Here is a 13,677-nt window from a genome sequence, read left to right as displayed (position 1 = left end):
TCACAACAATTCTTTAAGTTAGGAAGTAAATATGAGTTCAGCTCCAGATAGTGGCTGGTTTGGCCACCCTAAAGGACTTTCGACATTGTTCTTCACTGAAATGTGGGAACGAATGAGTTATTACGGTATGCGAGCTATGCTCGTATTATTCATGACAGCAAGCTTACAACAAGAAGGCCTTGGCTTTACGGTTGCATCAGCGGCTGCAATTTATGGTTTGTACACAGGTGCGGTATACTTTTTAGGCTTACCTGGCGGTTGGTTAGCAGATAGATTATTTGGCGGCCAAAAAGCGGTTTGGTACGGTGGTATTATCATTATGTGTGGCCACATTATTTTGGCCGTTCCACATGAATATTCATTTTTTATTGGTTTAATTTTTGTTGCAACAGGTACGGGCTTACTCAAGCCAAATATCAGTGCAATGGTAGGCCAGTTGTACAGCGATGCTGATGAGCGTCGTGATGGCGGTTACGCTATTTATTACATGGGTATTAACTTGGGTTCTTTAATAGGCTACTACGTATGTGGTTACTTTATGGAGAACGTAGGTTGGCACTGGGCATTTGGTGCAGCAGCTGTTGGTATGGCCATTGGTTTAGTACAATACAAACTTACCCTTGATAACTTACCAGAGCACAGCGCTTTACCTGCTAATCCATTAAGCGCTAAAGGCACTTCACGTACTTGGGGCGCTATCGCGTTGTTTGTGGCTGTTGTTGCGGGTGTTACCATAGCCGCTATGACTGGTGCTATCATTATAAACCCTTCAGTTGTAGCCGGTTATACAGCTGTTATATTTACTGTTATATTCTTTGTGTACTTTGGCCTTATTTATTTTAAAGGCAAATTAACAGGCGAAGAAAAACAAAGAATGTGGGCGTTATTTTTAGTGTGTGTTGCCTCTGCATGTTTTTGGTCTGGTTTTGAGCAAGCCGGCTCTTCGTTAAACCTATTTGCCCGCGATTACACCGACCGACTAATTGGTAAGTTTGAAATTCCAACTACGTGGTTTCAATCTTTAAATTCAATTTTTATTATTGTTTTATCACCTTTTTTCGCTGCGCTTTGGATAAACCTGTCTAAAAAAATGATATCGCCTACTTACAGCGTAAAATGTGCATTTGGCTTAATTATTATGGCCTCAGGCTTTTTAGTCATGTTTATGGCAGCACATTATGCAGCAGAAGGCTTAAAAGTAGCGCCTTACTGGTTGGTAACTACGTACTTTTTACACACAGTGGGTGAGCTTTGTTTAAGCCCTGTTGCATTAAGTGCAGTAAGCAAGTTATCGCCTCGTCGCTATACGGGCCAGTTAATGGGTGTGTTTGTTTTAACTTACTCTATTGGTAATGTTATCTCGGGCATACTTGCTGGTAACTTTGATCCTAATAACGTTCAAGAAATCCCTACCCTATACTTACAAATTGCATTATTTAGCATTGGTGTAGGTATTGTTTTAGTGCTTATGAGTTTTAAAGCGAAAATATGGGAAAAACAAGGATTAGAGACCTAATTCGGTTAATCCTTTTGTACTAATAATTATTTACTGCATATTCCAAATGTAGTAACAAATAAAAAATGCCCCCATAATTGTTATGGGGGCATTTTTATACAGCTATGCTCCCATACTTTTAACTGATATTATGCATTAATAAATTGTTAAATTAGACACCCGAGGACTGCTGTATATGTTATTGGACAAGTTATTAAAAATAGCTGCAATACCATTTTTGCTCTTTATGTTAAGTGCATGCGGTGGTGCGAGTGATGCAGTAACGGTTAATCCAAATGATCCTGTTGAACCCGAGCCCACCCTACTTTCTTTAACTGCTGCTAACGGCTTAAACTCAACGTTAGATAACGGGGGGTTTGAATTAATTATCCCTGCAAATATAGCTTCATCAAATAGCGAAATCACTTACGAAAAAACAACGCTAGATGATGCCAACGCACAGTTAAACATTATCTCTGATTTACACACCCTTATACCCGACCCTGACATTTCATTTTCAGACTCCTTTACTATTAGAATAAAAATACCTGAAGACTATGTACTCGGTGGGCAATTATTCATAGCCAGACAGTTAGGTCTAAATAGTTGGGAAACGATTATTAACTCAACCGTAAGCGATGATTATGTCAGTGCACAAGTGAATCAAGTCGGCACTTATGCAATTCAAATGCAGCGTAAAGAAACATTCGCCGATATTGGTCCAACATGTGAAGCGAGCGCAACAACACAATCGGTACGCTTTGTTCATGTAGCAGACTTACATGCTCGTTTTGGGTATGAGGAACAATACTTTAGCCGTATTAAAGCCTATTACAATCAAGTCGCCAACCAAACACCACATACCCTATTTACCAATGGTGGTGACGATTATGAAAAAGGCACGGTAGCAGAGCAACTTTCACAAGGTACAGCAACCGAAGAAGCCATTAAAGCGATGCAGTTTGATATCCGTGTTGTGGGAAACCACGACTATGCATGGGGGCCAGAAAAGCTACTGAGCTATTCGCAAGATGATAAAGCGATTGTGCTTGCAAGTAACACTCGCTATGAAGGGGAGCAACTTCAAGATTTTGCCGCTGTGAGCTTTGCAAAAGTGCAAGTGGGCTGTGTTACCTTAGGTGTATTTGGCATGACGTCGGTGCCATGGAATGAATTAGATGAGCCACAGCAAGACGATCCAATCCCAGATTTTATAAAACAATTTAAAATGAGCTGGGAGTGGCAACAAGTCGCACAAAGCATTGTAAACCAATACCGTGATGATGTTGATTACATGGTAATGCTAAGCCATCTAGGAGTAGGCCTAGACACAGATATGGCAACTGACGTTGCAGGTATTGATTTAGTATTAGGGGGCCATACCCATGGCGGCGAAAGCTTTGATACACTAGAAAATGGCGCCATTGTTATTCAACCTGACTTTTATGCAAAAGGGATAACCGACTTAACACTTGAGTTTAATTTAGCTGATAGAACATCACCTGTTGTGAACTATCAAACGATTGCCACTGAAACTATTACTGAACGTGATGAACCAACAAAGCAAGCCATTGATGAAATTATGGGCCGTTACGCTCCTGATGCACAAACCGAAATAGCTATTTCAGAAAACTACCCTAGTGCAATTGAGTTAGCTGAAATAACAGCATTAGCCGCGCAACACGAAAGTTCAATCACAGCTGCACTTTTAAACCCCGAACTGGTTCAAAAGCGTTGGACACCCGGCACGCTCACACAAGAAGATTTTCACGAAGCATTTTACGTAGAAAGACAGCCTTCAAATACACCCGGTTTTAACGCAATATATAAAGTGACAGTAACAGGTACAGACTTAACATCTATGTATGCAAGCCAACCTGACTGGTTTTTACTCACACCGGATAACATTCAAGCAACCAGCAATTATGATGTCGCTTTATTTAAAGGCGCAGCGCTTAACCCTGAATTATTTTTTAATGGTGTCACATTTTCAAACGTAGAACCCATTGCCGAAGCATGGTGGTTACTAGATCAGTACGCCCGATTTAGAACAAGCCAGTGCTTATACCTAGATACCAACAATCAACTGTTTTCATGTACAAACGAAGAAAACATAACGGTATGGAATTTTGATAATACAGCAAGCCCACTTACAGCAGATTTTGGACCTTCAGTACTCAGTTACTTCGATCCTGAAGAAAAAGACTGGGGCCCAGAAGAAACTCAATATAAAACCACTACCGAACTGGGCATTAGTGATTTGAGTGATGGGCCGTCAGGTGTAATGGCATTTTCAAGGCATGCACCAACCGAAGGCCTACATATTAACTTAAACACACCCGCTAACGGCGATTATGCCGCTGATGGCATGGTTTCAGACTACACACTTGTAATGGATTTATACTGGCCAGCAGAAGGCCAAGATATTTACCGTGCGGTTGTTCAAGCGGATACCGTTAACTACTTAACCGACGATGCCGACATATTTATTGACCCAAGTGGTGGTTATGGTAAATCAACCAGCGACAGCGGCTATTTTGGCAATACACAACCCGACTCTTGGCATCGTGTCGCTTTAGTATTTTATACTGCACCTACCAATGGCGTATTTGAAGTGTATATAGATGGCGAACTAGTGGGCGTAAAGGAAGATGGAGAAATAAACAACCGCTGGGCACTCAAAGACGCAGTGCTGCTGTTTAATGATGACAACTTTGAAACCGAGCCAGGCTACTTAAATGCCATGCTTTATGCCGGCCGTGCAATGAGCCGCGACGAAATAAAAAGCTTAGGTAATGCGCAGCAAAAACTCACTTACGAGCAAGCAACACGCGTACTTAATCAAACCATTGAACGCCATTACCAAGCTGCGCCTGAAATAAAACCAAACTTGTGGTTACAACAGCGTAGCAAGTTTTTTGGTGAACACGCCAAAAATGTAAACAATTAATTACACCTAACCCTATTTCATACCACTTCAAAAAAGAGAGTTTAGCTACTTAAACTCTCTTTTTTATTACTACAATTCATAAACTTAACCAAAAAAAAGCCACTAAAACTGTTTACTTTTACAGCGTAAAAATTTTCTACTGTATTGACTCAAAACAACTTGGACACAAACGTCCTATAAAATTTACACACCACTCAATTACTAAATACCTGGCTGCTCTTCCCCTAAATCTAATTCTGGTTAATTATCTTGCCATTAACACAACAACAAATAATCACAGTGCTTACATTGTGGGAGTAATTAAAATGAGTGAAGTAACTAACTATTTAGGTTTAGTCGGTATTGAATTTACTGAATACGCCACGCCTGATGCAGATTACATGGACAAAGTATTTACTGACTTTGGCTTTTCAAAGCTTAAAAAGTTTAAAGGCAAAGACATTGTTTATTACAATCAAAACGACATTCACTTTTTACTGAACAACGAGCGTGAAGGTTTTTCTGCTGAATTTGCTAAAAGCCATGGCCCTGCAATTTGTTCAATGGGTTGGCGTGTTGAAGATGCTCAAAAAGCATTTGAAACTGCAGTAGAGCGCGGTGCAAAACCTGCAACCGATTCTACACACAAAAACCTTCCTTACCCTGCAATTTACGGTATTGGCGATAGCCTAATTTACTTTATTGACCAATTTGGCGATAAAGGCACTATTTATGAAAGTGACTTTGAAGATTTAGCAACGCAAACGGTTGTTGAAGACAAAGGCTTTAAGCGCATCGACCACCTAACTAATAATGTTTATAAAGGCACAATGGAAACATGGGCAAACTTTTATAAAGATGTGTTTGGTTTTACAGAAGTACGTTACTTTGACATTAAAGGTCAAAAAACGGCGCTAATTTCATATGCGCTTAAATCTCCATGTGGCACCTTCTCAATTCCAATCAATGAAGGTAAAGGCAACGACAACAACCAAATTGACGAATACTTAGGTGAATACAATGGCCCAGGCGTTCAACATTTAGCATTTTTAACTGACGATTTAGTTAGCTCGCTAGACAAGCTAGATAAATCAACTATTGCAACGCTCGATATTATTCCTGAATACTACGACACCATTTTCGACCGTGTGCCGTGGGTAAAAGAAGACAAAGACAAAATTCGCGAACACCAAATACTGGTTGATAGCCAAAGCGAAAATTGTTACCTACTACAAATTTTCTCTAAAAACTTATTTGGCCCAATTTTTATAGAGATGATTCAACGCGTTGATGATGGCGGTTTTGGTGAGGGTAATTTCCAAGCGTTATTTGAATCAATTGAACGCGATCAAGAGCGCCGCGGCGTTTTATAATCTTTTTGAGTAAATTAAAAGCAGCGACCTTCGCTGCTTTTTGTCGTTTTAATATTTAAAATGTATGGCTTAAAGTGCAAGTATGCTTAAATAAATACTCCATTGTTGCCATACAGTTAAACCAAAGGAAATGTAATGAGCCTAATTAACGAAACCCATGATATTAATTTAACAAGCTGGGTAGAGTCAGCGAATGTTGCCAATTGCGACTTCCCTATTCAAAACTTGCCATTTGCCGAGTTTCGTCGCAAAGGCACTAACGAAGTATTTCGTGGCGGTGTTGCGATAGGTGATCAGGTTATCGACCTTGCAAAACTAAATGAGCTAAATGTATTTACAGGCGACGCTAAAACAGCACTCGATGCAGCGAGCGAGTCAACGCTAAATACATTTATGGGTTTAGGGCAGCAATATTGGTCAGCACTTCGTTTAGCCCTTTCAAAAGCATTACGCGAAGGCGCTGATTTTCAAAAAGATATTGCGAGCGTATTAATATCGCAAGCTGATATTGAATTTTCATTACCATGTCGTATTGGTGACTACACCGATTTTTACACTTCTATTTATCATGCAACAGCAGTAGGTAGTTTATTTCGCCCTGATAACCCATTATTACCAAACTATAAATGGGTACCAATTGGTTACCATGGCCGTTCTTCATCTATTGATGTGTCTGGGCAAACATTTCACCGTCCTAAAGGACAAACTAAAGCACCTGATGCTGATGTACCCTCGTTTGGTCCATGTAAACGCCTTGATTACGAGCTAGAGCTTGGCATTTACTTAGGTAAAGGAAATGCGCTTGGCGATGCAATTGCAATCGAAAATGCAGAAAATCATGTATTTGGCTTTTGTGTGTTTAACGACTGGTCGGCCCGTGACCTACAAGCTTGGGAATACCAACCATTAGGTCCGTTTTTAGCGAAAAACTTTGCATCAACAGTGTCTCCTTGGATTGTTACAACAGAAGCACTCGCACCGTACAGAACAAGTTGGACCCGTGATGAAAACGATCCACAACCTATGGAATATCTAGAGTCTGCCGCTAATCGCGAGCAAGGCGCATTTGATATTCAAATGGATGTAAAAATTCAAACCGAAAAAATGCGTAGCGAAGGGCACTCTCCTACCCGCGTATCTACCTCTAGCTTTAAGCATTCGTACTGGACTGTAGCTCAAATGGTCACTCACCATACGGTTAACGGGTGTAACTTTATGCCGGGTGACATGCTGGGTTCGGGTACGCAATCGGGCCCTAAACATGAAGAAGCGGGCTCTTTACTTGAACTTTCTCGTGGCGGTAAAGAAAAAATAACGCTAAGCAATGGCGAGCAACGCAGCTTTTTAGAAGATGGCGATAACGTTATCATGCGCGGCTGGTGTGAAAAAGAAGGCTTTGCGCGTATTGGTTTTGGTTCAGTTGAAAGCACGGTTTTAGCCGCAAAATAATCTCAATCAAACATACTTAAATGAAAGGGCTGCTTTTAAAAGCAGCCCTTTTTTATTAATTTTTGAACAGTTACAATTTTTTTCTGGCTTTTTAAGCTCAGATTGATACATTATTCCGGTTAGTAGCCAGTGTTTATATGCCATGTCAGTATTTATAAAGTCTTACAAAAAACTTTTTCCAGCTCGCCAACTCCTTATTCGTCAAAATGGCGAGGTTAAGCATGTTGTTTTAGCGCCTTGGTTACAACTTTTTGCAATAGTGCTTATTTTAGCAACACTTGTATGGGTGAGCATTTCTAGCTTTCGTGTATACACACAAACTAACCATATCTCTGACATAGAAAAAAATCAGCTTAACAAACAAGTACTATGGGAACAAAAAGTTAGCGAGCAACAACGTCTTCACGAGCAACAACTCAAACAGCTAGTAACTCTTGAACAAAAACAAGCGCTACTTCAAAGCATGATCGAATCTTTACCTGCTTCAATCAGTCAAGACGTTATTCAGTTAGGTGAAGAGCTTGAGTCACCTATTAACGAAAATAAAAGCGAATTTCATGAACCCTTAGTTGATGAAGACCCAAATGCTAAGCAAGTTGATTTAGGTAAGCCTATTAGTTTTGAAACACGTTTGGCACATTTAAATGAGCAATACGAACAAAGCTTTAATTACCTAGACAAAAAAATAAACGAACGACATAACGCTATTTTAGCCATGCTTAAAGGCGCAGGCCTTGATGCCGCTTTGGAAGAACACCTAGCAATTAACTCTTTGCATATTGCTCAAGGTGGCCCTTTTGATGTATTCGATGAAACAAATATACCCGGTCATTTTTTGGCTATAGTTGATAAGTTAGTCGCGTTAAATAATCTAGAAAATTTATTAACTGAATTACCTAACACCCTGCCCTTACCCGCTGCAAAATATTATATTTCAAGTAGCTTTGGCTTACGTAAAGACCCAATGAATAACCGCCGAGCATTTCACAAAGGCGTAGACTTAGCGGGTTGGCACAAAACCGAAATTTTTGCTCCGGCCGACGCTGTGGTTCTTCGTGCAGGGCGTAATGGCGGATATGGTAACTTTATTGAACTCGAACACAAAAATGGCTTAGTAACTCGCTTTGGCCATTTAAATAAAATAAAAGTAAAAAAAGGCCAGCACATTGCCAAGCACGATGTAATTGGTTTAATGGGGAGCACTGGTAGAAGTACTAGCACTCATTTACACTACGAAGTATTGGTTAATGGCGAACAAGTCAATCCTCTAAAAATAACAAAGGCGCTTTCTCGTGTTCGGTAGAAAAAAATCAACAAGTACTAACCTAAGAAAGGTTAATCATACCCCCTCTATTATTTCTGAAGATGTGCGCCTTACTGGCACTTTAATAAGCCAAGGTGAGGTTCAACTTGATGGTCGCATAGATGGCGACATAAAAGCCGAGCAGTTAGTTATAGGCTCCTCCGGTGTAGTTGAAGGAATTGTTGAAGCAGTAGGCATTGTTGTTAAAGGCACTGTTATTGGTTCTATCAATGCAAGCGAAGTAAAAATACAAAGTGGTGCTCACGTCCATGGCGACGTATTTCATGATTCATTGAGTATAGATGCTGGCGCTATAATTGAAGGCAACTTAAAGCAACGCACTGAAAAAGAGACAGTAGAGTTAACTGCTGAACCAACTGAAAAAGAAGTTAAAACACTGATTGAAGAAGATGACAGCGGCTTGTCGTTTGTAAATAAACAAGCCACGGATAAAAGCGAGCGGTAGGCTATTTTTTCTCAGTAATATACATTGTAATATCTGCAGTGAACACGAGTTCGTTGCGGGTATTATAAAGCTTTACTGGTACTACTAAATCTTCTTTATCAATCCACTGGCGTGGCAAATCAATTTCAGCAATAGCCGTAACGTCTGTATCAACCTTTGCCAAATATTGTACGGTCATTCCCTTGGGTATCCAACGATGGGTTTTTACCGGTACAGTCGCGTCAACCATTACCCCTGCACATAACTCAGCCAAATTACATTGCGCAATTGCATGAATCGTTCCAATGTGGTTATGAACACTACGACGATTTTTAACAACAGCACTACAGTGCCCTTCTCGCAGATCTAATACGTAGGGCTTCATTGAGCCAAAGTAAGGTGCTTTAAAACAAACAGCTTTAGTAAAAAGCCAATTGCCAAAGGGTAAGTTTTTAAATTTATGCCACGTTTTAACTAGTGGTGATTGATTTGCCATTTTTATTATCCAGTTACAGTTACTTTATTAACGCTAACACATCAGACCAGTTTAAAAAAGCCGTTTTAATTACGGCTTTTATTATGTGTTTAACAAAAAATACGAATGACGACGTATGCATAGGCCAAAAGCCCTTTCTTTTTTACGAGTGCCCCCCTAAAATACGCGAAAAAGGAGACTCAATGCATACACAGCCCGCAAAACCTAATCTAACTTTATTACTTATCTTAGCGTTGCTCGTTATTTTTTGCCCTATGGCTATTGATATTTATCTGCCCGCTTTTCCTACCATAGCAGAGCAATTTTTGGTGACTGAGCAACAAGTGCAGCAAACTGTTGCCATTTTTATGTTAACCGTTGGACTAGGTCAATTAATTGCAGGGCCATTAGCAGATAGATTTGGCCGAAAGCCTGTCGCATTAGTGGGTATTAGCTTATATGCAGGCTCTGCGTTACTTGCTTACTGTGCCCCTTCGTTTGAAGTATTACTTTCTGCTCGTGCATTACAAGGGTTAGGTGCATGCGCCACATTTGTTGTCGCTTTCGCTATTGTAAGAGATAAATTTGGTAGCGAACGTAGCGGCCAAATTATTACCTACTTGAATGGCATTGTGTGCTTTATTCCTGCGTTAGCGCCCATTTTAGGTGCTTGGTTAACTGTTAAGTTTGGCTGGGAAATGAACTTCTTATTTTTAACTGGGTTTGCATTGGTAGGCTTTATTGTTACGTTTTTCTTTTTTAGAGAAACACGACCAGCTGATAGCGTTTATCAGGGGCATATTCTCGATTTAAGACGCTTTATACCCATTATTTCAACGCCACTATTTTTATTTAATAGCTTGCTTTGCATGGTTACTATGTCGGTTATTTTAGTGTTTGTCACCCTCGCACCTGGCTGGATAATTACTGAGCTTGGCGGAAGCGTAGCTAATTTTACATTTTGGTTTTCACTTAATGCCGTTTTAAGCATTATTGCCAGTTTTATTATGCCACTGTACATCAAACGCCACCCCAAACGTGCTTTAAAAATAGGGTTACTGCTATTGGTTGGCTCGGGGTTACTTATGTTCCTGTTTAGCCAATATAAATCAGCTTTGGCGTTAATGATCCCCATGTTTGTGGCTGCATTTGGTTTTGCGCTCACTCTTGGCTCTGCAGCAGGAAGAGCATTAAGCTTGTTCCCTAAACAAGCGGGCACAGCTTCAGCGTTGCTTGGTGCAATGCAAATGAGTGGGGCAAGTTTGCTGGTATTTATTACTCAATTTTTACAGTTGCAGACCCCTATATTAATTGGCGTCCACTTTTTATTATTGGTCCCTTTTAGCTATTTATTGTTTCGCAAAGCGCAGTTTTCATAACCCCCCCCAACAAAAATTCATCATTAATGGGTAAGTAATTTTTATTTACCCCTTTCACTGCACATTAATCACCCAACCAGAATTATTTCATTTTTATTAACAATTCACTATTGCAATCTAGGTACAGCTGCTCTATCGTTGAATTAAGTTAACACGTGGTTAACAAGATAATTCTAGGATGTAAAAATGAAAAAAAATAAACTTGCCTTAGCATTAATTTTATCTGGTCTATGTACTGCAGGTAATGCAAGTGCACAAAACGATCGTTTCATAATTCAAGTCGATAACAACAAAAAAGGTGTGGTAAAAGCACTTACTAAAAAACTCGGTGGTGATATAAAAGTTGACGGTAATGGGTTTATTGCCGCTAAATTTACTGGTCACGATTTAACAAGCTTAAAAGGTTTACTAAATAACCCTCACATAAAACTTATTGAAGAAGACCAAAAACGTGTTCCTTTATCATTATTCAATGATGACGCCGGCAATGCAATGCAACAACAAATTACACCGTATGCTGTTTATCAATCTCAAGCTGATCAGGTAACATTTGACGCGAATGCGGGTATGAAAGTATGTGTTATTGACTCCGGTTTAGACAGCACAAACCCTGATTTCATTTGGGGAAATATCACTGGCGATAATGACAGCGGCACAGGTAACTGGTTCGATAATGGCGGACCACACGGGACTCATGTGGCGGGTACTATAGGTGCTGCAGATAACAACTTAGGTGTTGTAGGCATGGCACCAGGCGTTGCTATGCACATAATAAAAGTGTTTAACGAATCAGGCTGGGGTTATTCATCAGACTTAGCACAAGCTGCTAACTTATGTTCTCAGGCAGGTGCAAATATTATCAGCATGAGTTTAGGTGGTGGTGGCTCAAATAGTACTGAGTCAAACGCTTTTGCTAATTTCACTAACGCTGGAGGCCTTGTAGTTGCAGCGGCAGGTAACGATGGCAATAACGTTCGTTCATATCCAGCTGGCTATCCATCAGTTATGATGGTAGGCGCAAATGATGCAGATAATCAAATTGCTGACTTTTCACAATTTCCAAGCTGCTCATCAGGTAAAGGTAGACGTGTTACAACTGACGAAACAGTATGTGTTGAAGTGACTGCTGGTGGTGTAGATACGCTTTCAACATACCCTGCTGGCATGGCATCCGCAGCAAATATGTCTGCTGACGGCACACCCTACGCTTCATCCGCAATGGAAAATACTGGTCAAGCATCAGCATCTGCGTACTTTATGGGAACTGCACAAAATATTGATAATGGTGCTGCTGGGAAAGTATGTTTAATCGACCGTGGTGTCGTTTCTTTTTATGACAAAGTAGCAAACTGTGAAAACTCAGGTGGAATAGGCGCTGTTATCATTAACAACGAAGCTGGTATGCTTTACGCAACACTAGGCGATACTAACAATACAACAATTCCGGCTGTGGGTGCCGCATTTGAAGATCGCACTGCACTGCTTGGCAGCACAACGATTACAATAGATATTGGCGCATCAGATTATGGATTCATGAGTGGTACATCAATGGCAACGCCTGCAGTGTCGGGTATTGCTGCTCTTGTATGGTCAAATCATACTGACTGTACGGGTACAGAGATTCGTGATGCTCTAAAAGCAACTGCACAAGATCAAGGCGCAACAGGGCGTGATGATTACTTTGGACACGGTATTGTAAAAGCAGCCGATGCTGATGCCTATTTAACTGCGAATGGTTGTGCAGGTAGTGGTAATGGGGGCGGCGGTACCGACCCAGAGCCTGTAGGTGACATAACGCTTTCTGCTTCAGGTTATAAATCAAAAGGCACCAAGTATATTGACCTTAATTGGGCTGGCGCAGCAACAAGCCAAGTTGATGTTTACCGCAACGGAAGCAAGGTGACAAGTACAGCTAATACTAATAGCTTCACTGATAGAATATCTACCAAAGGTGGCGGCACATATACCTATCAAGTATGTGAAGCTCAAAGCACAAGCGCCTGCTCTAACAACTCAACCGTTACTTTTTAATAAAACGTAACTTAAAAAAGCGGGCAACAGCCCGCTTTTTATTTACCTAGTTGCTTGATAAACTCACTCATATTTAACAATCAATTCTAATAATGATTAATCCCGATTTTCTCTTCTCTTTTTTAGTTGCTAGTTTTTTAATGGCGGTTGCCCCAGGCCCCTCGAATGCGTTTTTAATGGCACAAACATTTGCAAATGGCCGTACTGCGGGTATGCAAAGTGCGTTTGGTTTTGCATTAGGTGGTGTTGTGCATACCTTTTTTGCCGTAATAGGCTTAAGTGCTATTTTAAAAGCATCACCCGCTGCCTATAGTGCTGTTCAATATACCGGTGCAGCTTATTTGTGTTATTTGGGCTTTATGATGATAAAAAGCACGCTAAAAAACACAGCTACTGCCACACAAACACAAAGTGAAGATAAGCCACACGTAAGCACCGCTAAAAAATCTAATGTGATGTTTCAAGCCATGATGACCGAGGTACTTAACCCTAAGGTCGCTTTATTTTTTATTGCTTTTATTCCACAGTTTGTAGACCCGAGCTTATCATCAGCCACTTTTCAGCTCGCATTTTTTGGCCTGCTATACCCTATTTTTGCTTTTCCAATAGACTGCACGTATATTTATTTTGGCGACAAAATCGCACAGTTTTTTAGGCAGCATCCAAACAGTCAACTTTGGATTGATAGAGTAACGGGAATGATATTTATTGCCCTAGCTATTAATCTACTATTATAACTTTCCTAAATTTTGCTAACAGTTGATGTAACTATGAGCATTTAGGCACAAATAAAAAGAA

At 40.3% G+C, this 13,677-nt stretch carries 10 protein-coding genes; 9 read left to right on the top strand and 1 reads right to left on the bottom strand.

What is annotated here, in order from left to right:
- Window positions 1-31: 31 nt before the first annotated feature.
- The 6 genes from PS1M3_RS04190 to PS1M3_RS04165 all read left to right on the top strand — a co-directional run bounded on the left by PS1M3_RS04190 (window position 32) and on the right by PS1M3_RS04165 (window position 9,015).
- A complete protein-coding gene (locus PS1M3_RS04190; RefSeq protein WP_008127557.1) occupies window positions 32-1,516 on the top strand; it encodes a peptide MFS transporter in 1,485 nt (494 codons plus the stop codon).
- 175 nt (window positions 1,517-1,691) lie between these two features.
- Window positions 1,692-4,445 (top strand): metallophosphoesterase, encoded by a 2,754-nt coding sequence (locus PS1M3_RS04185; protein ID WP_203986431.1) that lies wholly within the window; start codon window positions 1,692-1,694, stop codon window positions 4,443-4,445.
- A 305-nt stretch (window positions 4,446-4,750) separates the two neighbouring features.
- The gene (gene hppD / locus PS1M3_RS04180; protein ID WP_006791414.1) at window positions 4,751-5,797 is read left to right on the top strand and encodes a 4-hydroxyphenylpyruvate dioxygenase; all 1,047 of its coding nucleotides are present in this window, start codon (window positions 4,751-4,753) and stop codon (window positions 5,795-5,797) included.
- 135 nt (window positions 5,798-5,932) lie between these two features.
- Complete coding sequence (gene fahA / locus PS1M3_RS04175) at window positions 5,933-7,246, top strand: fumarylacetoacetase (protein WP_203986428.1); 1,314 nt, start codon at window positions 5,933-5,935, stop codon at window positions 7,244-7,246.
- A gap of 142 nt (window positions 7,247-7,388) precedes the next feature.
- Entirely contained in the window at window positions 7,389-8,549 is a 1,161-nt protein-coding gene (locus PS1M3_RS04170) for a M23 family metallopeptidase (RefSeq protein WP_006791417.1), read from the top strand.
- The gene (locus PS1M3_RS04165) at window positions 8,539-9,015 is read left to right on the top strand and encodes a polymer-forming cytoskeletal protein (protein ID WP_010557060.1); all 477 of its coding nucleotides are present in this window, start codon (window positions 8,539-8,541) and stop codon (window positions 9,013-9,015) included. Before PS1M3_RS04170 ends, PS1M3_RS04165 begins: the two co-directional genes overlap by 11 nt.
- Before the next feature lies 1 nt (window position 9,016).
- Here PS1M3_RS04165 and PS1M3_RS04160 read toward each other — a convergent pair whose 3' ends face one another.
- Window positions 9,017-9,490 (bottom strand): hotdog fold domain-containing protein, encoded by a 474-nt coding sequence (locus tag PS1M3_RS04160; protein WP_006791419.1) that lies wholly within the window; start codon window positions 9,488-9,490, stop codon window positions 9,017-9,019.
- Window positions 9,491-9,672: 182 nt separating this feature from the next.
- On the opposite strand from PS1M3_RS04160, the gene PS1M3_RS04155 reads away from it, so the two are divergent.
- The 3 genes from PS1M3_RS04155 (at window position 9,673) to PS1M3_RS04145 (ending at window position 13,616) form a co-directional block, all read left to right on the top strand.
- On the top strand, window positions 9,673-10,848 hold the full coding sequence (locus PS1M3_RS04155) for a multidrug effflux MFS transporter (protein ID WP_203986427.1): 1,176 nt from the start codon (window positions 9,673-9,675) through the stop codon (window positions 10,846-10,848).
- 186 nt (window positions 10,849-11,034) lie between these two features.
- Entirely contained in the window at window positions 11,035-12,879 is a 1,845-nt protein-coding gene (locus tag PS1M3_RS04150; protein WP_203986425.1) for a S8 family serine peptidase, read from the top strand.
- 92 nt (window positions 12,880-12,971) lie between these two features.
- On the top strand, window positions 12,972-13,616 hold the full coding sequence (locus PS1M3_RS04145) for a LysE family translocator (RefSeq protein WP_203986423.1): 645 nt from the start codon (window positions 12,972-12,974) through the stop codon (window positions 13,614-13,616).
- Window positions 13,617-13,677 lie beyond the last annotated feature (61 nt).

Origin of the sequence: Pseudoalteromonas sp. PS1M3, assembly GCF_016865405.1 — a bacterium.
GTDB classification, from domain to species: Bacteria; Pseudomonadota; Gammaproteobacteria; order Enterobacterales; family Alteromonadaceae; genus Pseudoalteromonas; species Pseudoalteromonas marina.
The sequence above is the reverse complement of the archived record's forward strand: the minus strand, read 5'-3'. Positions and strand labels throughout refer to the sequence as shown.